The organism is Brevundimonas sp. EU05-FHT14B07 (assembly GCF_058790795.1).
Genome location: NZ_JBYTCZ010000001.1, coordinates 128979 through 153391, shown reverse-complemented (window position 1 = coordinate 153391; position 24413 = coordinate 128979). Strand labels below are relative to the sequence as shown.

Annotated in this window: 24 protein-coding genes; 18 read left to right on the top strand and 6 right to left on the bottom strand. The window is 67.4% G+C overall.

From position 1 onward, the window contains the following. Nucleotides 1-81 precede the first annotated feature (81 nt). From AC3WRC_RS00780 to AC3WRC_RS00755, 6 genes are read left to right on the top strand one after another with little or no spacing between them, the layout of a single operon-like run. Nucleotides 82-714, top strand: a complete 633-nt coding sequence (locus AC3WRC_RS00780; protein ID WP_492302466.1) for a DUF4129 domain-containing protein — start codon at nt 82-84, stop codon at nt 712-714. Then, nucleotides 711-1937, top strand: a complete 1227-nt coding sequence (locus tag AC3WRC_RS00775) for a DUF4350 domain-containing protein (protein ID WP_492302465.1) — start codon at nt 711-713, stop codon at nt 1935-1937. The genes AC3WRC_RS00780 and AC3WRC_RS00775 overlap by 4 nt, the downstream gene beginning before the upstream one ends. After that, a complete protein-coding gene (locus AC3WRC_RS00770; RefSeq protein ID WP_492302463.1) occupies nt 1924-2880 on the top strand; it encodes an AAA family ATPase in 957 nt (318 codons plus the stop codon). The genes AC3WRC_RS00775 and AC3WRC_RS00770 overlap by 14 nt, the downstream gene beginning before the upstream one ends. Continuing rightward, complete coding sequence (locus AC3WRC_RS00765) at nt 2877-4193, top strand: DUF58 domain-containing protein (protein ID WP_492302461.1); 1317 nt, start codon at nt 2877-2879, stop codon at nt 4191-4193. The genes AC3WRC_RS00770 and AC3WRC_RS00765 overlap by 4 nt, the downstream gene beginning before the upstream one ends. Continuing rightward, the gene (locus tag AC3WRC_RS00760) at nt 4190-5212 is read left to right on the top strand and encodes a stage II sporulation protein M (RefSeq protein ID WP_492302459.1); all 1023 of its coding nucleotides are present in this window, start codon (nt 4190-4192) and stop codon (nt 5210-5212) included. The genes AC3WRC_RS00765 and AC3WRC_RS00760 overlap by 4 nt, the downstream gene beginning before the upstream one ends. Next, the gene (locus AC3WRC_RS00755) at nt 5202-6080 is read left to right on the top strand and encodes an RDD family protein (protein ID WP_091748655.1); all 879 of its coding nucleotides are present in this window, start codon (nt 5202-5204) and stop codon (nt 6078-6080) included. The genes AC3WRC_RS00760 and AC3WRC_RS00755 overlap by 11 nt, the downstream gene beginning before the upstream one ends. Before the next feature lie 12 nt (nt 6081-6092). On the opposite strand, the gene AC3WRC_RS00750 is transcribed toward AC3WRC_RS00755, so the two are convergent. Next, nucleotides 6093-6884: a DUF7847 domain-containing protein gene (locus AC3WRC_RS00750; protein WP_284876626.1), complete on the bottom strand. Its 792-nt coding sequence runs from the start codon at nt 6882-6884 to the stop codon at nt 6093-6095. Nucleotides 6885-7230: 346 nt separating this feature from the next. Between AC3WRC_RS00750 and AC3WRC_RS00745 the strand changes: the two genes are divergently transcribed. From AC3WRC_RS00745 to AC3WRC_RS00720, 6 genes are all read left to right on the top strand, one after another. Further along, nucleotides 7231-7572, top strand: a complete 342-nt coding sequence (locus tag AC3WRC_RS00745; protein WP_492302458.1) for a hypothetical protein — start codon at nt 7231-7233, stop codon at nt 7570-7572. Nucleotides 7573-7677: 105 nt separating this feature from the next. Further along, complete coding sequence (locus AC3WRC_RS00740) at nt 7678-8829, top strand: efflux RND transporter periplasmic adaptor subunit (RefSeq protein ID WP_492302457.1); 1152 nt, start codon at nt 7678-7680, stop codon at nt 8827-8829. A 2-nt stretch (nt 8830-8831) separates the two neighbouring features. Further along, nucleotides 8832-11996, top strand: coding sequence for an efflux RND transporter permease subunit (locus AC3WRC_RS00735; protein WP_492302456.1), 3165 nt, complete (start codon nt 8832-8834; stop codon nt 11994-11996). Between the two features lie 140 nt (nt 11997-12136). Next, entirely contained in the window at nt 12137-13180 is a 1044-nt protein-coding gene (gene dusA, locus AC3WRC_RS00730) for a tRNA dihydrouridine(20/20a) synthase DusA (protein ID WP_492302455.1), read from the top strand. A gap of 61 nt (nt 13181-13241) precedes the next feature. Then, nucleotides 13242-13910, top strand: a complete 669-nt coding sequence (locus AC3WRC_RS00725) for a hypothetical protein (protein WP_492302453.1) — start codon at nt 13242-13244, stop codon at nt 13908-13910. 185 nt (nt 13911-14095) lie between these two features. Continuing rightward, a complete protein-coding gene (locus tag AC3WRC_RS00720; protein ID WP_055752860.1) occupies nt 14096-14653 on the top strand; it encodes a 3D domain-containing protein in 558 nt (185 codons plus the stop codon). A gap of 74 nt (nt 14654-14727) precedes the next feature. Here the strand turns inward: AC3WRC_RS00720 and AC3WRC_RS00715 are convergent, their stop codons facing one another. The 3 genes from AC3WRC_RS00715 to AC3WRC_RS00705 form a co-directional block, all read right to left on the bottom strand. After that, nucleotides 14728-15618, bottom strand: coding sequence for a hypothetical protein (locus AC3WRC_RS00715; protein WP_492302452.1), 891 nt, complete (start codon nt 15616-15618; stop codon nt 14728-14730). Between the two features lie 82 nt (nt 15619-15700). Continuing rightward, nucleotides 15701-16024 carry an Mpo1-like protein gene (locus AC3WRC_RS00710; RefSeq protein WP_492302450.1) on the bottom strand — a complete coding sequence of 108 codons (324 nt, stop codon included), beginning with the start codon at nt 16022-16024 and terminating at the stop codon, nt 15701-15703. A gap of 46 nt (nt 16025-16070) precedes the next feature. Beyond that, nucleotides 16071-17969 (bottom strand): DEAD/DEAH box helicase, encoded by a 1899-nt coding sequence (locus AC3WRC_RS00705; protein ID WP_492302449.1) that lies wholly within the window; start codon nt 17967-17969, stop codon nt 16071-16073. Between the two features lie 206 nt (nt 17970-18175). Between AC3WRC_RS00705 and AC3WRC_RS00700 the strand changes: the two genes are divergently transcribed. Continuing rightward, the gene (locus AC3WRC_RS00700) at nt 18176-18385 is read left to right on the top strand and encodes a flagellar basal body rod C-terminal domain-containing protein (RefSeq protein ID WP_492302447.1); all 210 of its coding nucleotides are present in this window, start codon (nt 18176-18178) and stop codon (nt 18383-18385) included. A 4-nt stretch (nt 18386-18389) separates the two neighbouring features. On the opposite strand, the gene AC3WRC_RS00695 is transcribed toward AC3WRC_RS00700, so the two are convergent. Beyond that, nucleotides 18390-19073 (bottom strand): winged helix-turn-helix transcriptional regulator, encoded by a 684-nt coding sequence (locus tag AC3WRC_RS00695; RefSeq protein WP_492302446.1) that lies wholly within the window; start codon nt 19071-19073, stop codon nt 18390-18392. A gap of 58 nt (nt 19074-19131) precedes the next feature. Here AC3WRC_RS00695 and AC3WRC_RS00690 point away from each other — a divergent pair, with 58 nt between their 5' ends. The 5 genes from AC3WRC_RS00690 (at nt 19132) to ku (ending at nt 21822) form a co-directional block, all read left to right on the top strand. Beyond that, nucleotides 19132-19575 (top strand): VOC family protein, encoded by a 444-nt coding sequence (locus tag AC3WRC_RS00690; RefSeq protein ID WP_492302444.1) that lies wholly within the window; start codon nt 19132-19134, stop codon nt 19573-19575. Further along, complete coding sequence (locus AC3WRC_RS00685) at nt 19575-20036, top strand: SRPBCC family protein (RefSeq protein ID WP_492302443.1); 462 nt, start codon at nt 19575-19577, stop codon at nt 20034-20036. Before AC3WRC_RS00690 ends, AC3WRC_RS00685 begins: the two co-directional genes overlap by 1 nt. After that, on the top strand, nt 20033-20515 hold the full coding sequence (locus AC3WRC_RS00680; RefSeq protein ID WP_492302441.1) for a VOC family protein: 483 nt from the start codon (nt 20033-20035) through the stop codon (nt 20513-20515). The genes AC3WRC_RS00685 and AC3WRC_RS00680 overlap by 4 nt, the downstream gene beginning before the upstream one ends. A gap of 22 nt (nt 20516-20537) precedes the next feature. After that, the gene (locus AC3WRC_RS00675; RefSeq protein ID WP_492302440.1) at nt 20538-20891 is read left to right on the top strand and encodes a DUF1428 domain-containing protein; all 354 of its coding nucleotides are present in this window, start codon (nt 20538-20540) and stop codon (nt 20889-20891) included. A 64-nt stretch (nt 20892-20955) separates the two neighbouring features. Continuing rightward, on the top strand, nt 20956-21822 hold the full coding sequence (gene ku / locus AC3WRC_RS00670; protein WP_492302438.1) for a non-homologous end joining protein Ku: 867 nt from the start codon (nt 20956-20958) through the stop codon (nt 21820-21822). Here ku and ligD read toward each other — a convergent pair. Further along, nucleotides 21819-24380, bottom strand: coding sequence for a DNA ligase D (gene ligD / locus AC3WRC_RS00665; RefSeq protein WP_492302437.1), 2562 nt, complete (start codon nt 24378-24380; stop codon nt 21819-21821). The genes ku and ligD overlap by 4 nt on opposite strands. Between the last annotated feature and the right edge of the window lie 33 nt (nt 24381-24413).

Genomic DNA, 24413 nt, shown 5'->3' with positions numbered 1-24413 from the left:
GCGTATCACACGGGCGCCTGTGGTTGACTCGATCTGACGGGGCGGTATGGCTTGGCCGTCGGGTAGGGGTGCGTTTTCGAGATGCAGGATCGGGCTTCGCCCACAGATGAAGCCCTGGCCAAGGCGCATGGCCGCCTGCTGAAGGATGGATCTCTCCAATTCGACCGGGTCGGTTTCGAGCGCCCCGACATCAAGCCGCCCGGCTGGTTGCACTGGATCGGCGACGCGCTTCATTTCATAGCGCCCGCGCTGAAATGGGTCTTCTGGATTGGCCTGGCGCTGGTCGCCGGCTTGATCCTCTACGCCATCGTGCGCGAAATTCTTCGAATGCGCGCCCCGCCGGCGAAACCGAAGAAACCCGGGATCGTGGCGGAGGCGCAGTGGCGTCCGGAGGCGCAAGCCGCGCGCGATCTGCTGGCCGACGCCGACGCCCTGGCCGCGCGCGGCCTGTATGCCGACGCCGCCCATCTGCTTCTGTTGCGCAGCGTTCAGGACATCGAACAGCGCCAGCCCCGCGCGGTGCGCGTCTCGCTGACCACCCGCGAGATCGCCCGATTGAAGGCCCTGCCGGACGCCGCGCGACCCGCCTTCGACCTGATCGGCCGGATGGTGGAGCGAAGCCTGTTCGGCGGAGCATCTGTCGGCGCCCAGGATTTCGCCGACTGCCGCAAAGCCTATGAGGCCTTCGCCCTGCCCGAGGGCTGGCGCGCATGAGCCGATCCGAAGGTGCAGCAGGCGGCGGGTTCTCGCCGATCATCATGATCGTCGTGCTGCTGGTCGGGGTGGTGGCCCTGGCGGGGCTCGGCGTCCTTTCGGCCTATGCGCCGGAACTCAAGTCCGGCAACGACGGCGGCGGCCATGCCCTGTCGCGGTCGTCTACAGGTTTCAGCGGTCTGGCCGCTCTCTTGCGCGGCGTGGGCGTGCCGGTGGTGATGAACCGGGGGACGCTTTCGGAAACGTCGGACGAAAGCCTGTTGATCCTGACGCCGTCGATCCAGACCAAACCCGAACAGATCGACGACATCGAGCATTACGGCGCGACGTTGATCGTCCTGCCCAAATGGACCTCCATCCCGGATGCGAACCATGCCGGCTGGGTGAAGACTGTGGGCGTGCAACCGACCCAGAGCGTGGTGGCGTCTCTGCCGAAAGATTTGCGCAGCGGCCTGAAACTGACCGAGCGCAAAGGCGGCGCGACCGTCGCCTTGCGCCGTCCCGATGGCGCGTCGTTCGGACGGCCGGTCCGGATCGAGGCGCTGCGCACCCTGGAGGGCCCCGACTGGATCCCGGTCGTGGTCGACGACCAGGGCCGGGCTGTCCTGGCCATGCACCGCGAACTGCGCACCTATGTCCTGGCCGATCCCGACCTGATCGACACGGCTGCGCTGAAGACCCTCGACGGGGCGACAACCGCCGTCGCCCTGATCGACATCCTGCGCGCCGATGAGGCGCCGGTGATGTTCGACCTGACGCTGCACGGCTTCCAACGCACGCGCAACATGCTGCGGCTGATGCTGGAACCGCCGCTGGTCGGCATGACCCTGGTGCTGGTCGCGCTTGCCGCCTTCGCCGGTTTCCAGGCCGCCGTCCGCTTCGGCCCGGCGCGCGAGAGGAGCCGTGTCATCGCGCTTGGCAAGCGCGGACTGGCGGACAACACCGCCGGTCTCGTTCGCCTGGCGCGGCGCGAACACCGGATGGCCGCGCCCTACGCCCTTCTGGTGCGCGCCGCAGTCGCCCGCGCCATCGGGGCGCCGCGCAATCTGGACGAGGGGGCGCTGGACGTCTTCCTCGACCGTGTCGGCCGAACCACCGGCGCGACCGAAACCTACACCGCCCTGGCCGAACAGGCCCGGGCCGCCAAGTCGCCGGCCGACCTGATGCGGGTCGCCGGCGCCCTACATCGCTGGAACCAGGAGCTGACCCGTGCACGTCAATGAAGTGAAGGCGATCGCCGAGCGCATTCGCGCCGAGATCGCCAAGGCTGTGGTCGGCCAAGAAGACGCCGTGGATATGCTGCTGACGGCTTTGTTCGCCGGCGGCCATGTTCTGCTGGAAGGTCCGCCCGGCACGGCCAAAACCCTGCTGGCCCAGACGTTCGCGCGCACGGTTGGTCTCGACTACGGCCGCATTCAGTTCACGCCCGACCTGATGCCCGGCGACATCATCGGATCGAACCTGTTCAACTTCCAGACGTCCAGCTTCACCCTGACGCGCGGGCCGATCTTCTGCGAACTGCTGCTGGCGGACGAGATCAACCGCACGCCGCCCAAGACCCAGGCCGCCTTGCTGGAAGCCATGCAGGAGCGCCGGATCACCATCGACGGCGAAGCCCACGCCCTTAGCCGACGGTTCACCGTCGTCGCCACCCAGAACCCCATAGAGCAGCAGGGCACCTACCCCCTGCCCGAGGCCCAACTGGATCGTTTCCTGTTCAAACAGGTGCTCGACTATCCCAGCCTGGAGCAGGAGCGCGCCATCGTCGCCGCCCACGGTTCGCGCACCGGCCTGATGGACCCGGTCGCGCTGGGGGTCGAGGTTGTCGCCGACGCCGCGGTCATCGATGCGGCCGTCAATACGGTGGCGGACGTGCGCCTGACTGACGAGGTGATCGGCTACATCACCGGCCTGGTGCGCGCGACCCGCGCCTCGGCCGATGTCGAGACCGGCGCATCGCCACGCGCCGGGGCCATGCTGGCGGTCGCGGCGCGGGCGCGGGCGGCGCTGGACGGGCGCGACTACGTCATTCCCGACGACGTGAAAGCCCTGGCCATTCCGGCCCTGCGTCACCGCCTTGTCTTGTCGCCTGCGGCCGAGATCGAGGGACGGCGCGTCGAACAGGTGCTGGCCGGCCTAGTGGATCAGGTGGCGGCGCCCCGGTGATCTATCCCACCCGACGCGCGGTGACGGCGATGGCGGCGGGCGTTCCCGTCGCTCTGCTGGCTGGCGTCCTGACCCCTGCAGGCTGGCTCGCCGGGCCGGTCTGGATCGCAGGAGTCCTGCTGCTCTTGGCCTTGGACGCCTTGCGCGGCGGCTCGCGCTCCCGGCTGGAAATCGACCAGCCTCGGCCGGTGCGCGCGGCCGTGGGCCGGTCCGACCGGGCCGAACTGACCGTGCGTTTCGACGCCGGCGGCCCGGCCCCCACGACCGTCGAAGCGGCCCTTTCGGGCGACACACGGCTGGGGCTGGAAGAGGTCTCGTGCCGTGCCCCGGTCTCGGATCGCGCCGCTGTCCTGGCCTTTCCTTTCACGCCCAATCGCCGAGGCGCAGCCGTCTTGAAGGCTTTGTGGGTCCGCTGGCATGGACCGATGGGCCTGGCTTGGAAGCAGAAGACCTTCGCCTTGGACCTAGCGGCGCCGGTCCTGACCGACCTGCAATGGGTCCGCGATCAGGCCGTTCGCCTGTTCGCCCGCGACGCCCTGTTCGGCGCCAAGACCCAGCTGGAGATCGGCGAGGGCTCGGAGTTTCAGGCCCTGCGCGACTTTCAGGCCGGGATGGATCGCCGGTCCATCGACTGGAAACAGTCGGCCCGCCACGCGGCCCTGCTGGCCAAGGAGTTTCGCACCGAGCGAAACCACAATGTCATCATGGCGCTGGACTGCGGGCGGGCGGCCAGCGAACCGGTCGGCGGAATGCCGCGCATCGACCGCTTTATTCATGCGGCGCTGCTGCTGTCCTACGCCTGCCTGAGATCGGGCGACCGGACGGGCGTCTTCGCCTTCGATTCCCAGCCGCGCGTGGCCACCGGCGCCGTGGGTGGTCTGGACGCGTTTCGCACCCTTCAGGCCGTCGTCGGCCGCATCGACTATTCGACGCACGAGACCAACTATACCTTGGCCCTGGCGACCCTCTCGGGCCGGCTCCAGCGCCGCTCGCTGATCGTCGTCTTCACCGACTTCACCGACACCACGGCCGCCGAGCTTATGATCGAGTCGCTGGGGCGGCTGCTGCGCCGTCATCTGGTCCTGTTCGTCGTCCTGCGCGACGATGAGCTGGAAGGCCTGACCGCCGTCGAACCCCGGGCCCCCGAGGATGTCTCTCGCGCCGTCGTCGCCGGAACCCTGCTGCGTGAACGCGAGACGGTGATCGGACGGTTGCGGCGCATGGGGGCGCACATCGTCGACGCGCCCGCCGAGCGCGTCGGGACCGAGGTCGTCAACGCCTATCTGGACCTGAAGCGGAGGGATCTGCTGTGACCGACGTGCGCCCCTCAGGCCTGCTGAAGAGCCAGCGTTTTCGCCAGGCGCGCGAGGACGACTGGCGCCGCCTGGAGCGGCTGATGGACAAGGCCGAAAAGGGGTCCGCGTCCAAGCTGACCGACGAGGACATCCTGGCGGTTCCGGTACTATATCGTTCGACCCTGTCGGCCCTGTCGGTGGCGCGCGAGACCTCGCTGGATCAGGGGCTGATCGAGTATCTGGAGACCCTGTCGGCGCGGGCCTATTTCTTCGTCTATGGCTCGCGGGCGACGATTCAGGATCGGCTGGTCGCCTTCTTCCGCACCGACTGGCCCGCCGCCGTGCGCGGACTGTGGCGCGAGACCCTTGTGTCGGCGGCCCTGATGCTGCTGGGCGCCCTGGTCGGCGCCTGGCTGGTGATGCATGAGCCGGAATGGTTCTACGCCTTCGTGCCCGCCGACCTGAGCGGCGGGCGCGATCCCGCCGCCTCGACCGAGACCCTGCGCGCCACCCTGGACGGCGCGGACGGGGCGCAAGGCCTGTCGGCCTTCGCGGCCTATCTGTTTACCCACAACGCCCAGGTCGCCCTGCTGGCCTTTGCGCTCGGGTTCGCCCTGTGCCTGCCGACGGGCCTGCTGATCCTCTACAATGGCGCGACCCTGGGGGCCTTTTTCGCCCTGTTCGCCAGTCGGGGGCTGGGGTTCGAGCTGGGCGGCTGGCTGCTGATCCACGGCGTGACCGAACTGTTCGCCGTCATCCTGGCGGGTGCGGCAGGCCTGCGGATCGGCTGGGCCGTCGCCTTCCCCGGTCAAAGACGACGGCTGGACGCGGCCGTGGAGGCCGGGCGCACTGCGGGCATCGCCATGGGCGGCGTGGTGGTGATGCTGATGTTCGCGGGGCTGCTGGAAGGGTTCGGCCGCCAGCTGATCGTCGACACCGGCTTGCGTTACGCGGTCGCGGCGGCGACCGCCCTGATCTGGGGTCTGTATTTCTATGCGCCCCGCCCCGCCGTCGCGGAGTCCATTCATGTCCGCTAATCCCATCGCGCCCCGCACCGAGCGCGCCTTCGTCACGCCCGAGGGCGTGGACCTGCGGTTGAACATCGGCGATGCGGGTCAGAGGGCCGGCGCTTTTCTGCTCGACGCGGCCGTCATCATCGGCGTGCTGATCGTCTTCACCATCGCCTCAGCCTTCGCCTTCGGCGCCAGCGCGAGCGTCGCCGGCGTGACGGGGGCCGAAATGGTCGCTGTCATCTGGCTGATCGTCTTCTTCCTGCTGCGGAACTTCTATTTCACGGCCTTCGAGCTGTCGGCGGCGGCGGCCACGCCGGGCAAGCGGATCATGGGACTGCGCGTCGCCTCGCGCGACGGCGGACGGCTGAAGGCCGAGGCCGTCTTCGCCCGCAACGCCATGCGCGAACTGGAGGTTTTCCTGCCCCTGTCCATCCTGGTCGCCCGCAGCCAGGAGGGCGGCGTCGACGGCTGGATGTATCTGCTGGCCTTCGTCTGGGCGGCGATCTTCGTCTTCTTCCCCCTGTTCAACAAGGATCGGCTGCGCATCGGCGACCTGATCGGGGGCACCTGGGTCGTGCGCGCGCCGCGTCGCAAGCTGATCCGCGACATGGCCGAAGACGGGGCGACGCGGATGGCCGCCTACGCCTTCACCCCGGCGCAGCTCGACGCCTATGGCGCCAAGGAACTGCATGTTCTGGAGACCCTGCTTCGACAGGGCGACCGCAAGACCTTTCGAGACGTCGCCGACCGCATCGCCAAAAAGATCGGCTGGACGCGTGGCCCGTACGATACGGATCGGGACTTCCTCAGCGCCTATTATGCCGCCCTGCGTGGCCGTCTGGAGCAGAAGCTGCTTATGGGTGTCAGACGCCGCGACAAGCACGACGTCTGACGGATCGCGCGATCAATCGAAGATCGAGGCCAGTTCCTCAGAGCCGACGCCTTCCTTAGCTGAGCGCAACTCGTGATAAAGCGCCGCCACGCCGGCCGATGCGACGACCCCGGACAAGATGTTGACGACGGGCTCGGTGATCAGATTGACGGCCAGGTTGGGCGTGCCGCCGGTAAGAGTTCCCCCGGTCGCCAGACTGAGACCGCCGATGGCCGCGCCGATGATCCACGACAGGATCACATAGATCACCAGGAGGCCGAACACTTGCCAGCGATAACCCTTAGTCAGCTCTCGGCTGCGCTGCAGACTGGCGAAGACGCCGCGCTTTTCGACCACCACGGACGGAGCGCCGACCGACCACATGACCGACAAGATGATGCCCGGCACGATCAACAACAGAAAGCCCAGCATCATCCCGATGGAGGCGACGATCGCCAGGCCCAACAGCGGCAGGAAGTTCTGAACCCCGACGTTGAAGGCGTCGCCAAACGCGGTCGTTTTGCCGTTGAAGCCGTTCACGGCCGCCTTCACCACCATGCCCTGCAAAAGATACAGGCCGACGAAGTTCAACACCACGCCTACCATCATCATCAAGACGCCCGGTCCGAAATCTTCGTTCAACATCGCGCTTTGGCCAAAGGCCGACAGAATGCTGGGCGCGCCGACCAGAAGCGCCGCCGCGCCGAAGAAGACGGCGGCGTTCTGCTTGATCGCGCCGAAGGTCCGCTGGATCACACGACCAAGGTCGAACACCCCGCTGCCTGCGCCGCCAGTGATCGCGGGGGTCACCCTCGGTGGCCGCATGGCGATGATCTGCTGTGCGCGTCCGTCGGTCTCGGCGATGAAATCGACTCGCTGACTGCGCTCGAGAACTGAAGGCGGCTGAACGTCCTCCTTCGTGAACGAATAGCGCTCGCCGTCGTCGCCGAGGATCAAACCGAATCCGGTCGCCTCGTCGAACGTTTGAACCTCACCCCGCAAACCTGCCTCCCCTGCTGATGCGTCGCACGGTTTTAGAAGCTGCACCGCAGCCTCGCCAGTGCATTACAGAGGTGAGCCCGCGCGTCGAACCTCAAGCCATCGCTTGTCCGAGAAAGCCGACCATCTGTAGCGAGGACTTTTCCGGACAAGGGTGCTAGGAAGGCCCCGGATGATCAAAGCACTGCGGGAAATGGTGCGTCGACTTGGCTTCGTCAGTGCTCTGCTGCTGACGGTCGCCTTCGCCATGCCTGCGTTTGAAAGCCATGCCTGCGCGGTGGAAGCCTCAGGCGGCGTCCAGGTGGTCGAGCTGGTCGGCGGCGCTGATGGTCAATGTCCCGACTGCGGCCCGGCGTGCGCCAACGGCTGCTGTCATGCGCCGCATTCCGCCATGTCCAGCGACCTGGCGACGCCGCGTTTCATCGCGGTCTTCGGCCAGCCTCAGGCGTGGAGCGACAGCGTCGCGGGCCCGCTTGGGCGGCCTGACGGTCCCGAGCGCCCCCCAAGAGCCTGATCCTCGGCTGGACCTGGCGTCCGGCCCTTCCTGAGCCCTGCGCGTGGCGAAAACGTCGCGCGTCCTGAACTCTGGGCCCGGCCGTGCGCCAGGCGAGGATCGATCATGATTTCGAAGACATACTGGCTGATGACCGGCGCCGCCGTCGTCATCGCCCTTGGCGCGGGCTTCGGCGCCGCGCGCATTCTGGACCGCCCGCCGGCCGGGGCCGAACACGCCGAGGCGGGCCACGCCGAAGACGAACCCAGCAAAGCGGCCTTCCTCGCCCTGACGCCGCAGGAGGCCGCGCAAGCCGGGGTGTCCGTCGTCGCCGTGCAGCGGGGCGGCGGCGCCGAACTGAAGCTGCCGGGCCGCGTCGCCTTTGCGCCCGGCGCCGAGGCCGCCGTGGATGCGCCGTTGGGCGGCGCCGTGGTGCGCGTCCACGTCGGTCTGGGCGATCGCGTGGCGGCCGGTTCGCCGCTAATCACCGTGCGCAGTCCGGACGGCGCCGCCTCAAGGGCGGACGCCGACGCGGCGGGCGCGACGGTCCAGGCCGCGCGCGCCGCCGAACGGCGCGATCGCACCCTGTTCGAACAGGGCTGGGTGTCACAGGCGCGCTTGGACGTCACCGCCGCCGAGACCCGCCGTGCGGAGGCGCAACACCGCGCCGCCCGCGCTCGTGTCGGCGCATTCGGCGCGCCCGGAGCGGACGGCCTGACGGTGGTGCGCAGCCCCATCGCCGGCGTCGTCACGCGTCTGAGCGCGTCGCCGGGTCAGGTGCTGCACGAAGAGGCCTTGCAGGTCGCCGCCGTCGCCGATCCCGGCCGTGTCGAACTGGTGTTCGAGGCGCCGCCCGCCGCCGCTGCGATCCTGAAGGTCGGCGACCGGCTGGAAAGCACGGTCGCCGGATCGCGCGTCATGTCCGGCGTCGTCGTCGCCATCGCCCCGGCCAATGCGAACGGGGTCGTCGTGGTTCGCGCGCGGCCCGCTGGCGAGACGCCCCCGGCGGGATCGGTCGTCTCCGCCCGCGTTTCGGCCGGCGCGGGCTCAGGAACGCCTGTCGTGCCGATCGACGCGGTCCAGACCATAGAGGGCGCGCCGTCCGTCTTCGTTCAGGAGGACGGCGGGTTCCGTGCGCGCCCGGTCGTAACCGGACGAACCTCGGACGGTCGGATCGAGATCGTGTCCGGCTTGACCGGGACCGAGCGTATCGCCGGCGTCGGCGCCTTCCTGCTCAAGGCCGAACTGGCCAAGGGCGAAGCCGAGCACGGACATTGATCATGCTGAACCGGATCATCGACGCCTCCGTGCGTTTCCGCTGGCTGGTCGTGGGACTGGCCGTCGTCCTGGCCATCCTGGGCGGGCGCGAACTGCTGCATCTGCCCATCGACGCCGTGCCCGACATCACCAATCGCCAGGTGCAGATCACCACGGTCGCGCCGGCGCTAGGACCCGAAGAGGTCGAACGCCAGGTCACCTTCCCGCTGGAGACGGCGCTGGCGGGGCTGCCGGGCCTGACCGAGACCCGCTCCCTGTCGCGCCATGGCTTCTCGCAGATCACCGCCGTCTTCACTGATGCGACCGACATCTATTTCGCCCGCAATCTGGTCAATGAACGACTGCAGGCCGCGCGCGAAGATTTGCCAGGGGGGCTTTCTCCCTCGATGGGTCCGGTCGTGACCGGCCTGGGCGAAGTCTACATCTGGACGCTGAAACTGACCGGCCCTGCGGCGCGAACGGGCGCGGTCTATGTCACGCCCGAGGGCGAACGCCTCGTCACCGACCAGGAAAAGGCCACCTATCTGCGCACGGTTCAGGACTGGCTGGTCGCGCCCCAGCTGAAGACCGTGCCCGGCGTCGCCGGCGTCGATGTGCTGGGCGGCTATGTGAAGGAATATGCGGTCCACCCCGACCCCAGCCGACTGGCCGCCTATGGCGTCGGCCTGGTGCAACTGGTCGAGGCGTTGGAGCACGCCAACCGCATCGCCGGCGCCGGATACGTCAATCGTGCAGGCGAGGCCTATATCGTACGCGCCGACGCTCGGCTGAAGAGCCTGAACGACCTCGCCCAGACGCCGATCCTGAACCGGGGCGGCCAGGTGATCCGAGTGTCCGACGTGGCCACGGTCGAGATCGGCCGCGCGCCCCGTTTGGGATCGGCCAGCGCCGACGGCCGCGAGACGGTGGTCGGCACGGCCCTGATGCTTCAGGGGGAGAACTCGCGAGAGGTGGCGCACCGCGTCGGCGAACGGCTGAAGGCCATTGCGCCCAGCCTGCCGCCGGGCGTGGTCCTCAAGCCCGAACTGGACCGCACCGAACTGGTCGAGGCGACGATTCGCACGGTGGAGCACAATCTGTTGCTCGGCGCCCTGCTGGTCGTCGCCGTCTTGTTCTTCGCCCTCGGCAATGTGCGGGCGGCCGTCATCACCGCCCTGGTCATTCCGCTCAGCTTCCTGTTCGCCGCCTCGGCGATGAACCGGTTCGGCATCAGCGCCAATCTGCTGAGCCTGGGCGCGCTGGACTTCGGCCTGATCGTCGACGGCGCCGTGGTCGTGATCGAGAACACCCTGCGCCGTTTGGGCCTGAAGCGGACGGAGATGGGTCGGCCGCTGACGACCGCCGAAAGGCTGTGGGTCGCCGCCGCATCGGCCCGCGAAATGGCTCGGCCCGCGGCCTTCGGCCAGGCGATTATCCTGCTGGTCTATGCGCCCTTGCTGATGTTCGAAGGAGTGGAAGGCAAGATGTTCGGCCCGATGGCCGCCACCGTCATGCTGGCGCTCGCCGCCGCCTTCGTGCTCAGCTTCACCTTCGTGCCCGCCATGGCCGCCCTGTTGGTGCGCGAGCCCAAGGCGGATCATGAGGAGACGCGGCTGACCCGCGCGGCCAAGGCGCATTACCAGCCGCTTCTTGCACACGCCATCGCCCGACCACGGCGCGTCCTGGCCGGCGCGGGTGTCGCCTTGCTGGCCGGCGTCCTCGCCTTCCTGCCATTGGGGCGCGAGTTCGTGCCGCAACTGGATGAGGGCGATGTGCTGGTCCAGGCGCTGCGCGTGCCCTCGACCTCGCTGGAACAGAGCCAGGCGATGCAGTTCCAGGTCGAGCGCGCGCTCAAGGCCATGCCCCAGGTCGATCGGGTCTTCACCCGCACCGGCACAGCAGAAGTCGCATCTGACCCCATGCCGCCATCGATCTCGGACACCTTCGTTATCCTGAAAGATCGCAAAGACTGGCCCGATCCGCGACTGCCGAAAGTCGATCTGGTGGCGGATATGGAGACGCGGCTCTCCACCCTGCTGGGCAACAATTACGAGTTCACCCAGCCCATCGAGATGCGGTTCAACGAACTGATCGCGGGTGTGCGTTCGGACGTGGCGGTCATGGTCTATGGCGATGATTTCGCCGCCATGGAGCGCACGGCCCAGCAGGTCGCGGGCGTCCTGAACGGCATCGAGGGCGCGGCGGACGTACGGGTCGAGCAGGTCTCGGGCCAGCCGACCATCACCGCCAGCGTGGATCGCACCGTGGCGGCGGCGCAGGGGATCCATGCCTCCGACGCTGCGGACGCCCTGGCCATCGCCTTCGCCGGCCGTTCGGCCGGTCAGGTCAACGAGGGCGACCGGCGCTTCGATGTGGTCGTGCGGCTGGACGACGCCCTGCGCGCCGACCCGGCTGTGATGGAGCAGCTGCCGGTCATGCCCGAGAACGCCCAGTCCGGGGCGCCGACCGTACCCCTGTCCTCGGTCGCTCGCTTCGACGTCGGCGAAGGCCCGAACCAGATCAGCCGCGCCGACGGCAAGCGCCGCATGATCATTCAGGCCAATGTCCGCGGACGCGACCTGGGCGGCTTCGTCGCCGAGGCGCAAGCCAAGGTCGCCGAACAGGTTCAGCCGCCCCCATCCGGCTGGATCGACTGGGGCGGTCAGTTCGAGAACCTGCAACGCGCCTCGGCCCGTCTGGCGCTGATCGTGCCGATCGTCTTCCTGACCATCGGCCTGCTGCTCGTGCTGGCCTTGCGATCATGGAAGGACGCGGCCCTGGTGTTCGCGGGCGTGCCGCTGGCCCTGGTGGGCGGCGCCTTGGCGCTGGCGCTGCGCGGGATGCCGCTGTCGATCAGCGCGGCCGTCGGCTTCATCGCCGTCTCAGGCGTGGCGACGCTGAATGGCCTGGTGCTGATGCAGGCCATCCGCCAACGCCTGACCGAGGGCGACCCGCCGGCCAAGGCGGCGCTCCACGGCGCCGTCAGCCGCCTGCGCGCCGTCCTGACCACGGCCTTGGTCGCCGTCCTCGGCTTCGTGCCCATGGCCTTCGCCTCAGGCGCAGGCGCCGAGGTGCAAAAACCCCTGGCCACAGTCGTCATCGGCGGCCTGACCACCGCGACAATCCTCACCCTGATCGTCCTGCCGGTGCTCGCGGCATGGCGCAAAGCGGATGCGGTTCCCGACTGATCCGCCCCGATTGAGCAAGGCCTGCGTGACGCCGATAGCCACCAAAGCTCACGCAGGCTGCGCATTATCGCGTTTGAGGAAGGTCTCGCCTATATAGCGCCTCTCCCTGATCGAGCGCCCATGTCACCCGTCACTGTTTGATGCCTTCCACCAGATCGATAAATCAAGCGCGCACGCTCTCCATCGCCCCGATGATGGACTGGACCGATCGGCATTGCCGGGCGTTTCACAGGGCGTTGACGAGCCGGGCCTTGCTCTACACCGAGATGGTGACGGCGCCGGCGGTGTTGCATGGGGATCGCGAGCGGCTGCTGGGGTTCGATGCGTTGGAGCATCCGGTGGCCTTGCAGCTGGGCGGGTCGGACCCGGCGCAGTTGGCCGAGGCCGCCAAAGTCGGCGAGGCGTTCGGCTATGACGAGATCAATCTGAACGTCGGCTGCCCGTCGGACCGGGTGCAGTCGGGCCGGTTCGGGGCCTGTCTGATGCGCGAGCCGGAGCTGGTGGCGGACTGTATGGCGGCGATCAAGGGGGCCGTCAGCGTGCCCGCGACCGTCAAATGCCGCATCGGCGTGGACGATCAGGATCCGGCCGTCAGCCTGTTCGCCACGGTGGACGCCTGCGCCGCCGTCGGGATCGAGGTCTTCGTCGTCCATGCGCGCAAGGCCTGGCTGAAGGGCCTGTCGCCCAAGGAGAACCGCGACGTGCCGCCGCTGGACTATGATCTGGTGCGCCGGCTGAAGCGCGAGCGGCCGCATCTGAACATCTCGATCAATGGGGGCATCGCTTCGATGGACGCGGCCGAGGCGCATCTGGCCGAGGTCGACGGCGTCAAGCTGGACGGGGTCATGCTGGGCCGCGCAGCCTATCACGAGCCGGCCATCCTAGGGCAGGCGGATCGTCGCCTGTATGGCGAGCCGGTCGAGGATACCGACGCCTTCGCCGCGCTGGAGCGCTATCGGCCCTATATGGCCGCGCGTCTGGACGAAGGCGTCGCCTTGCCCGCGATGGCGCGGCATATGCTGGGCCTGATGCACGGCCGGCCGGGCGCGCGGGCGTTCCGTCGCATTCTGACGGTCGAGGCGATCAAGCCCGGCGCCGGCCTGGAGGTGCTGGACCGCGCAGTGGAGGCCGTGCGCGAGGCCGAGGCGAGGCGCGACACGGCGCCCGGCGACTGGGCGGCGTAACCCAATCTTCAGAGCCGGCTGGCAAGGTTAAGAGAACCCTGCCGCTTCGGACCTGCACGCCATGAAGACCCTGCTGATCGCCGCCGTCATCGCGACCGCCCTGCCCGCCACATCGGCCCTGGCGCAGGCTGACGGCCGGTTCGCCGTCGGCGCCCAGGTCGGCACGCCGGGCTCCGGCTTTCAGGCGCAATTCGCACTCAGCCCGGTCGTGGTGCTGCGCGGCGGCTATGACGTGCTGAAATGGGATCGAGACCAGACCTACAAGGGCATCGATTACGACGCCAAGATCGACTTCAAGTCGCCGGGCGCCTTTGTGGACCTGCATCCGTTCCGCAACGGCTTTCTGATCTCGGGCGGGGCCTATTTCGGCGATCGCAAGGTCGATCTGGATGCGACCCCCACCGGAAACGTCAATGTCGGCGGCGCGACCTTCACCCCGGCCCAGGTCGGGACATTGACCGGCCGCATCGACCTGGAGAGCACCGCGCCCTTCGTCGGCCTGGGCTATGACAACACCTTTACGCGCGGAGGAAGGCTGGGCTTCCGCCTTCTGGCCGGCGCGGCCTTTGGCGATGCGCCGCAAGTGGATCTGGACGCTCGCGGCGGGACGCTGTCGAACGACCCTACCTTCCGTTCGCGTTTGGATCAGGAAGAGCGTGAGATTCAGGCCGAGGCCGATGATTACAAGGTCCTGCCGGTGCTTCAGGCGGGCCTCAACTTCAAGTTCTGATGCCGGGGGCGTCGTCCCTGAGCGCGAAGGTTGGGGATAAATAGATTATACAAAACAGGGCGTTAACCTAGAAACAAATCGTAACAGACGGCACCAAGGCGGGTTTCGCCACTTTCTCGCCACAGGTTAACGCGACAAGGCCAGCGCCGGCGGCGTTGGGAGCCGGTGTCTCCTGAGCGAAACTCATGATCGGCGCCTCCGCTGCTATCGCCATGCTTTGGGCTGCCGTATCGTCTGTGACGAGCGGGCCTGTCCCCTACAATGACGTCGTAGCGGCGGATCAAGTCAGGACTGAAACCCCTGCCGCCATCGTCGGTTCCGATGAAGTCGAGACCGCCCTGAACGCCGAACAGGCCGAGCTGATGGCCTCCGATCCGGACTGGCGCGCGTCGGCGCGCCTCTATCACGCAGGCGGCGGCGGCGCGACGGGCAACGATTCGCTGGGTTGCCGTCCGATCGCCATGCGCACCGTCGCGGTCGATCCCCGTGTGATCCCGCGCCGCACCAAGCTGTTCATCCGCGAAACGGTCGGCATGCGTCTGGCCGATGGTTCGATCCACGACGGCTACTGGTACGCCTCGGACACCGGCGGCGCGATCAAGGGCCAGAAAATCGACCTCTATACCGGCAACGGTCGCGGCTCGATGAACCAGGCGCAGCGCCTGAACATGCGCACCCTGACCATCGTGGACGCCGGCGACTTCGACGGTTGCCCCCCGGCCTGGACCACCGCTTCCAACTGATCCGGCCGATCATGAAAAACGCCGGCTGACCGCGAAGGTCAGCCGGCGTTTTCGTGTCTGAAGCCTTGCGCCAATCAGTCCAGTTCGGACACTTCCAGCGTCGACTGCACCATCGAGCCATTATAGGTGCCGACCCATATGTCGTAGCGGCCGCTCTGCGGATTGGTGATCGTCACCTTCGGATCGACGCCGCCCGCGCCGTCGTCGTCGCAATAGAAGCGGCCGTTGGGCGTATTGATCAGCAGGGTTGTGTCCTCGTCTGCGCGAACGCGGAAGGTCAGATCGGCGTCGCCGGGCTCGAAGAAGATCTGGATGTCCGGGGCTGAACTGACCGAACCTTCGCAGCCCGCCTTGGCGGCCGAGGCGGGCGAGGAGCCGCCGGCCAGGATCGACTTGGTCCAGGGGTCGGGCGTGAAGCCGCCGCGCAGATTGGCCTTGCCGTAGTTGGGCTCAAGATCGATATTGGGCGCCGCGCCCGCCGTCGTGTCCGTGCCGCCCAGTTCGCTGATCTGCAGCGTCGACTGGACCATGTTGTCGTTATAGGTGCCCAGCCAGATGTCGTAGCGACCGCTCTCGGGATTGGAGATTGTCACCATCGGGTCCAGGTCGCCGCCGCTGTCGTCGTCGCAGTACCAGCGGCCGCCGGGGCTGTTGACCAGCAGCGTCGTGTCCTCGCTGGCGACCGCCTTGATGGTCAGGTCCAGATCGCCGGCTTCGAAGTTCAGTTGCAGATCGGGCGCGGCGCTGACCTTGCCCTCGCAGCCCGACTGCGCCGCCGAGGCGGCGATCGAACCGCCCGCCAGGATGGACTTGGTCCAGGGATCGGGCGTGAAGCCGGTCTCCAGCCGCACCGAGCCGTAGTTGGGGTCCAGGGTGAAGTCGGGCTTGGCCCCGCTCTTCTGCGCCAGGCTGACGCCAGGGGCGAGCAGCACGGACGCAGCGGCGATGACGGCGATGGATTTCATGATGCTCCCTCCAGCAGCGGCGCAACGCCGCAGGGGGAGACTATTCCGTTTCGCCGAACCGTGCAGCTTGAAATGCGGTCTTTCAGAAGCGGCGCTTGCCCGTCACTGTCTCGAAGAACAGGCGAAAGTCGCCCATCAGGCTCCACAGCGGATATTTGAACGTCGCGGGCCGGTTCTTTTCGAAGAAGAAATGCCCGACCCAGGCGAAGCCGTAGCCCAGCAGCGGCATGGCCAGCAGCCACCAGGCGTTCCGCGTCGCCACGAAGGCGACGAAGGCCGAGATCACCAGAAAGGTGCCGACGACGTGGATGCGCCGACACGCCCGGTTGGAATGCTCGTGGATGTAATAGGGATAGAAGGCCTCGAACGAGGCGTAACGGCCCTCGGGTGCGGACGGCGTGCTCATGGGCGGAGGGTGCGCCTCCGCCCACGATCAGGCAAGTGGTCGCAGATCAGCCCTTCGGCTTGCCCTGGAAGCCGTCCTTCTTGAAGCCCGGCTTGGCCTTGAAGGGCTTCTTGGCATAGGGCTTGTCGCCCGAGGCGTTCGAGCGCGGATTGGCGCCGCCATCGTTCTTCGGCGCCCAGGGCTTCTTCTTGAACGGCGGGCGGGCCTCGCCCTCGCCGCCGTCGGCGCGCTTGTAGGGGGTCTTCTTGAAGGGGCGGTCGCCATCCTCGCGCGGCTTGCCGGCGAAGCGGCTGGCCTTCATCGAGCCGGGCGTCGGGGCTTCCGACGGCGTGATCTTCACCTCGTCCTTGGAGGCGGCGACGGCTTCGCGGAAGGCCTTCTCGTGGGTCTTGGCGACCTCGAAGCGCGTCTCTTCGGGGAAGGTGCGGATGGCGCCGATCTGAGGCTTGGAAATGCCGCCGATGCGGCAGATCAGCGGGATCAGCCATTTGGGGTCGGCGTTCTTGTTGCGGCCTACGTCCAGACGGAACCAGACCACGTCATCGGCGCCTAGGCGGTCGCCCGGCCAGGGTTGGGCCGCCGTGCCGTCGTCGTTGCGCACGGTGCGCTCGCGCTTGGCCGGACCGCGATCCGAACCCGGATCGGACAGTTCTTCCGGCGCCGGTTGTTCCTTGCGCAGCAGGCGCACCAGGGCGGCGGCGATCTCGTCTGGCGTACGCTCGGCGATCATCCGCTTCGCGACGACCATGTCCTCGTCGGAGACGTCGGCCTCGAAGAACTCAGGCGACAGCAGACGCCCTTCGTCGGCCTTGCGGATTTCATCGAAGGTCGGGGCGCCGGTCCAGACGGCGTCGACGCCGGCCTCGTCCATCAGCCGCTCGGCCTTGCGACGGCGCGAGTGCGGGACCAGCATGACCGAGATGCCCTTCTTGCCCGCCCGGCCGGTCCGGCCCGAACGGTGCAGCAGGCCGGCGCGGTTCATCGGCAGTTCGGCGTGGATGACCAGACCCAGGTCCGGCAGGTCCAGACCGCGCGCGGCGACGTCGGTGGCGACGCAGACGCGGGCGCGGCCGTCACGCAGCGACTGCAGCGCGTCGGTGCGCTCGCGCTGACCCATCTCGCCCGACAGGCTGACGGTCGAGAAGCCGCGCTCCAGCAGCGACGACTGCAGGTGACGCACGCTGTCGCGCGTCGAGCAGAAGACCATGGCGCGCGGCGCCTCGAACCAGCGCAGGGTGTTGACGACCGCGTGCTCGATCTCGTTGGGCGCGATGCGGTAGGCGCGGTATTCGATGTCGGCGTGCTGGCGCGTCTTGTCGGTCGCGTCGATGCGGACCGCGTCCTTCTGATAGCGTTTGGCCAGGGTGGCGATGTCGCGCGCGATGGTCGCTGAGAAAAGCAGGGTGCGGCGTTCGGCCGGCGCCTGGTCCAGGATGTGCTCCAGGTCCTCGCGGAAGCCCATGTCCAGCATCTCGTCGGCCTCATCGAGGACGGCGACCTTCAGCTCGGACAGGTCCAGATTGCCCCGGTCGATGTGGTCCTTCAGGCGGCCGGGCGTGCCGACGACGATGTGGACGCCAAAGCTGAGCGCGCGAGCTTCACGCCGCGCATCCATGCCGCCGACGCAGGTGGCGATCTTGGCGCCGGAGTCGGCGTACAGCCATTGCAGCTCGGCCGCGACCTGCATGGCCAGTTCCCGTGTGGGTGCGATGGCCAGGCACAGCGGCGCGCCGCCGGGGCCGAAGATCGGCTTGTCGCCCAGCAGGGTCGGCGCAGCGGCCAGACCAAAGGCCACGGTCTTGCCCGAACCCGTCTGGGCCGAGACCAGCAGGTCGCGATCCGCATGCTCCGCCTCCAGGACGGCGGCCTGAACCGGAGTGGGTTCGGCATAGCCCTTGTTGATCAGGGCGCGGTCGAGCGCGGGATGGACGGCGGGAAAGGGCATAGGAAACCTGGGACAACGGACAAGGGCGGTCGCCGAAACGACCGCGCCCGGCCGAGGTCAGACCTCAGGCCGGGCGAATGATGGCGCTCTATACATCAATAAGGGCGCAAGCGGGGCGGAAAACGCCGTTCATCCTGTTCCTTCAGGCGACGTTGACCTGAAAGACGCAGTCTGGCGATCGAACCCACCGCGTCCGGAGCTTCGCCATGCAAGCGCTTTCCATAGCCGCCGCCGGAATGACGACCGCGCAGAACCGGTTCGACAACAGCGCGCGCCGCACCGCCGCCGCGCCGCTGGACAATCTCGCCGAGGAAACCGTGGAGCGGATCGACGCCAAGACCGCCTTCAGCGCCAACGCCGCCGTTCTGCGCACCGCCGACGACATGACCGGCACGCTGCTGGACATGCTGGCCTGAAGCCTCAGACCGGCGCCTTCTCCGGCAGGTTGAAGAAGCCCGCAAAGCGGTCGAACACGGCACGGTCGCCGGTCAGGGTCATCAGGCCGTCGGCCTCGAAGGCGCCGGGCGGGACCTTGCCGTAGACGCAGGCCGCGACCAGCGGCGGTTGGGTCGTCAGGACGACATCGGCGGCATCCGTGGCGCCGCGGCGGGTCGTGATCGTCCCCTTTTCGATCTGAACGACGAAAGGCTCGTCGCCGAAGACGAAGCCGACGGTCATCGCTGCGTCCCCGGCCAAGGCCGGATCGAACATCGTCTCGAAGGACTGCATGATCGACACCGCGCTGATCGGCAGTGTCGGGTCGTGGCGAGGCGAGCGCGCGGCCCAGCCACCCAGCACCATGAAGACCGGCTTGATCTCGTAGCCCCACGGCGTCAGCTCATAGACCTGGACCGAGGCGGGCGGCGGGAGCTTGCGGCGGGTCACGATGCCCGAAGCCTCCAGCCCCTCCAGTCGCTGAGTCAGCACGTTGGCGGAAATGCCGTGCAGATCCTTCCTCAGATCACCGAACCGGCGCGGACCCATCATCAGTTCGCGGATCACCAGCAGAGCCCAGCGTTCGCCGATCAGGTCCAGTCCGTGCGCAGCGCCGCACGCATCATGATATTTTCGGCCCGCCTTATAGGTTATCTTTTCTAACTTCATAGTTGACTATGGTAATCATCGGAGTCAGGTTTCGCAAATAACAAGGAGAGGAAACGTCGTGGCCCAGCTGATTTTCATCAACCTGCCGGTCGCCGACCTGCCCCGATCGATCGCCTTCTACGAAGCCGTCGGCGCGACCAAGAACCCGATGTTCAGCGACGACACGGCCGCCTGCATGGTGGTGTCGGACGTGATCCACGTCATGCTGCTGACCCACGACAGATGGCGCACCTTCACCGACCGGGCGATCCCCGACGCCCATGCCTCGGCCCAGGTTCTGCTGTGCCTGTCACGGAACAGTCGCGAGGCGGTCGACGCCGTCGTAGCCCAGGCAGGCGCCGCTGGCGGCAAGAGCGATCCCAATGCGGCCACGGACTACGGCTCCATGTACGGCCGCAGCTATGCCGATCCGGACGGCCATATCTGGGAAGTCATGTGGATGGACCCGGCCGCCGTCGGCACCGGTCCCGAAGCCTTCGCCGCCCACGCCATGGTGTCGTGATGGCTGACATTCGCGAACTGAGCATCAGTCGGCTGATCAAGGCCTCGCCGGAGACGGTGTGGAAGATCTACACCGAGCGCACCGGCGAGTGGTTCTGCCCCCGCCCCTGGACCACGCCGGTCGTGGATTGGGACCTGCGCGTCGGCGGGCGGGCCAATGTGGAAATGGCCTCGCCCGAGGGCGAGCGGCATCCCTATTCCGGCGTGTTTTTGGAGGTGGTGCAGGGCCGCAAACTGGTCTCGACCGGCGCCTTTACAGAGGGCTGGGTTCCGCAGGCCGGCGACATGAACTTCGTGCGGATCGACACCTTCGAGCCCGAGGCCGGCGGAACCCGCTACACCGCCACCGCCCGGCACTGGGACGAAAAAGCCGCCGAAACCCACAAGGCCATGGGCTTCGAACAGGGCTGGGGCGCCGTCGCCGATCAACTGGCGGCGTTGGCGCAGGGAGATGCGGCATGAGCGACAAGATCATTCCCTGCCTGTGGTTCGACGGCGAAGCCGAGGCTGCGACCGCCTTTTATGTCAGCCTCCTGCCCGACAGCCGCATCACCGCCGTCAACCGCTCGCCGGTCGATACGCCCTCCGGCGCTGAAGGCACGGTCCTGACGGTGCAGTTCGTGCTGGCGGGTCGCGAGTATCTGGCGCTGAACGGCGGACCGACCTTCCGCTTCACCGAAGCCGTCTCCTTGATGGTGATGACCGAGGATCAGACCGAGACGGACCGGCTGTGGGACGCCCTGCTCGCCGACGGCGGCAGCGAGAACGCCTGCGGCTGGTTGAAGGACCGCTGGGGTCTGTCGTGGCAGATCACGCCTCGTCGCCTGATGGAACTGACCACCGATCCGAACCCCGCGCGCGCCAAGGCCGCCATGCAGGCCATGATGGGCATGATCAAGATCGACATCGCGGCGCTGGACCGCGCCGTCGCCGATGTTTGAATCCAGAAAGAGGAGACGACCGATGACCTATGTGACCGGCTTCCTGACCCCCGTGAAATCGCAGGACAAGGCGCGCTACATTAAGTCCGCCGAAGCCTCTTGGCCCCTGTTCCAGAAATACGGCGCCCTGTCCCAGGTCGAGACCTGGGGCGAGGACGTGCCCGATGGCAAGCTGACCAGCTTTCCCATGGCGGTGAAGCTGGAGGACGGCGAGGTGGTCGTCTTTTCCTGGGTCACCTGGCCCGACCGCGCGACCGCCGACGCCTGTTTCGGCAAGATGCAGGACGATCCCGGCTTTGCGAACATGGACATGCCCTTTGACGGCAAGCGCATGATGTGGGGCGGTTTCGACGTCGTCTTCGACGGCAGGGCCTGACTAGGACGGCCATGTCCGAACTCAAATCCTCCCGACGCATTGTCATGGATCGAGGAGAAACGACATGGCCGCTCGCCCCACCTGGCAAGGACATCTGAAGCTGTCGCTTGTTACCTGTCCGGTGGCTCTCTACACCGCGACGACCAGCACAAACGATGTGCGGTTTCACCTGATCAATCCCGACACCAACAACCGCATCCGCATGGTGCCGACGGATCCCGACACCGGCCCGGTCGAACGCAGCGACCTGGTGCGCGGCTATGAGGTGTCCAAGGACGAATACGTCCTGTTCGACGACGCCGACTTCGACAAGGTGAAGCTGGAAAGCACCAAGACCATCTCCATCGACAAGTTCGTCGACGAGACCGAGATCGACCGGCTGTACTGGGACGACCCCTTCTTCGTGGTCCCCGAAAAGGGCGCTGGCGTAGAAGCCTTCGCCGTCATCCGCGACGCCATGCAAAAACAGGGCAAGGTCGCCTTGGGCCAGTTGGTCCTGCGCGGCAAGGAACGCCAGCTGGCGCTGGAGGTGCGCGGCAAGGGGCTGATCGCCTACACCCTGCGCGCCCATGACGAGGTGCGCGACGCCGACGACTATTTCGACGACATCCCGACCGTGAAGGCCGATCCCGACATGGTCGAGATCGCCGCCCGCATCATCGGCCAGAAGGAGGCAGACTTCGACCCCTCCGACTTCAAGGACGGCTACGACGACGCCCTGCGCGCCATGATCAAGGCCAAGTCCAAGGGCGGCAAGGGCGTGGTCGATGTCGCCGAACCCGACGACACCAATGTCATCGACCTGATGGCCGCATTGCGGAACAGCCTGAAAGGGTCGGCGACGGGGACGAAGAAGCCAGCCGCCAAGAAGGCTCCGGCAAAGAAGGCGGCACCCAAGAAGGCTGCGGCAAAGAAGAAGACCGCGGCCTAGACGCCCATCGCCTTCAGCGCCGATTTCAAACTGACCGCCGAGGCGCGGAATTCGGCCCACGGATCGGGCTTCTTCAGCAAGGACGCATAGGTCCAAAGGTTGAATGCGGCCGGATCCAGCCCGGCCTTCACCTGCCCCCAGGACAGCGGGAAGGCGATCCCCGCCCCCGGCCGGGCGCGCGGCGACCAAGGCGCGACCGCCGTCGCCATCCGCCCGTTGCGCAGATAGTCGATGAAGATTTTTCCGCCCCGCGCCTTCTTGGCCAGGGTCGTGGTGAACCGGTCCGGCGCCTCGGCGCGGATGGCCTCGGCCACCGCCTTGGCGAAGGCCTTGTTCTGATCCCAGGTCACACGCGAGCGGGCGTCGGTCTTGATCGGCGCGACGACGTGCAGCCCCTTGCCCCCGGTCGTCTTGACGAAGGCGGCCAGACCCAGCGCCTCGATCTTCGCTTTCACGACCTTGGACGCGGCGATGACGTCGGCGAAGTCCAGCCCCTCGTCCGGATCCAGGTCGAAGGTGATCTGGTCAGGGATTTCCGGCTGGCCGGGCGCACAGCCCCAGGGGTGCAGTTCCAGCCCGCCTGACTGGGCGATGGCGACCAGGCCGCCCGCATCGACGGCGGCCACATAGGGCGTGCGCGCCTTGACGTCGATCAGCTTCAGCCGCGGGTTCGACCCCGCCATGGCGTGGCGTTGGAAGAAGGTCTCGCCGCCGATTCCCTCGGGCGCCCGGATGATCGAGGTCGGCCGGTCCGCCACATGGGGCAGGATCCGCTCAGCCGCCGCCTCGTAGTAGCGCGCCAGATCGGCCTTGGTGATCGCCGGCCGGTCGCCGACGGCGGGCCACAACACCTTATCGGGGCTGGAGAGGGTCACGCCCGCCACGACCACCTTGCCGGGCTTTCCGGCTGGTCGCACCGTCGTCGTGGTCTTCTTCGCGTCGCCCATGTCCGTGGGCGGCTGCGGCGGCTCGGTGACCTCTGCGGCCGTCTTGTCTTCGCGCAACCCTTTGAACGCCGCCTGCCGCAGCGATCCGGATTCGGTATAGCCGCCGTGCTCGACCTCGGCGACCAGCACCGGCTTGACCCAATGGATGTCCTTGGCCGCCTTTGGCGCGCCCGCCCCGGCGAAGGGAGACTTCTGCGCCGCCACGCCCTTCAGCGCCGGAACAAGCGTCTTCGTCACCGCCTCGCCATAGCCGGTCCCCACCCGGCCCAGATAGCGAAGGCCGCCCTTTTCCCTGACCCCGACCAGCAGAGAGCGGAACCGCGTGCCGCCCTCGGACGACCAGCCGCCGATCACCACTTCGTCGCGCCCCCGGCATTTGGACTTCAGCCAGGTCGATGACCGCCCGGCGTGATAGGGCGCGTCCAGCTTCTTGGAGATCACGCCTTCCAGATCCATGCGACAGGCGCTCTCCAGCACCGCCTGGCCGGTCGAGGCGAAATGCTCGACGTAGCGCAGCCGCCCTGCGGCCGCCTTTCCGATCCTGTCCACATAGGCCTGCAGCCGCGCCTTGCGATGCGACAGCGGCAGTTTACGCAGATCCTCCGCCCCCTCGAACAACAGATCGAAGGCGAAATAGACCAGGTCTTCCGTCTTCTCGTCCGAGATGGCCGCCTGCAACGCTCCGAAGTCCGGCATGTGTTCGTCGTCCAGCGCGCACAACTCGCCGTCGATCACGGCGTCGGGCCAGGTCGCCGCGTCCGTCGCCAGATCCGAGAACTTGTCGCTCCAGTCCAGACCCTTGCGCGTCCGCAAGACCGCCCGACCGCCGCCCACGCCGATCTGGATGCGATAGCCGTCGAACTTGATCTCGTGCGCCCAGCCCGTCCCGCCCGGCGGATGGTCAGTCACCTTGCACAGCTGGATCGGCACGAAGGCCGGCGGCTTCCTGGCCTTCGCCGCCGCTTTCGAGGGCGTGGGCTTGGCCGGGCCCTTTCGTCCCGTCGGCTTGGACGCCGTCCATTCCTTGGTTCCGTCCGCGATTTCGGCCAGCGACCGGCCCGTCGTCACCGAGGCGTCGATTTCGGCCAGCGCATCGCCCTCCCCCGCCACGGCGAAGTCGTCCTTCTCCTTCAGCAGCAGCCAGTTGTTGCGTTTGGAGGGTTTGCCCCGATCGCTCTTCAGCCGGATCAGCGCCCATTTGCCCTTCAGCCGTTCGCCGTGAAGGATCATCTTGATCTGACCCTTGGCCCAGGCCGCTTCCAAGTCCGGCTCCTGCGGCTCCCAGGTCCCGACGTCCCACATCTGTACCGTTCCGGCGCCGTAGTTGCCGTCGGGAATTGTGCCCTCGAACGATCCGTAATCCAGCGGATGATCCTCGACCTCGACCGCCAGCCGCTTGACCGCCGTGTCGCGCGACGGCGCCTTGGTCACGGCCCAGGACTTCAGCACCCCGTCCGCCTCAATACGGAAATCATAGTGCAGCCGCGTCGCGGCATGGCGCTGGATCAGATAGCGGAAGCCGCCCTTCGCGCGCTTGCCCTTCGCGCCCTTCGGCTCGGGCGTTTCGCCGAACCGGCGCTTGGCCTGATAGGTCTTCAGTTCACCGCGCATAGGGGCGTAATCCACCCCGCGCCAAAGCGTTGC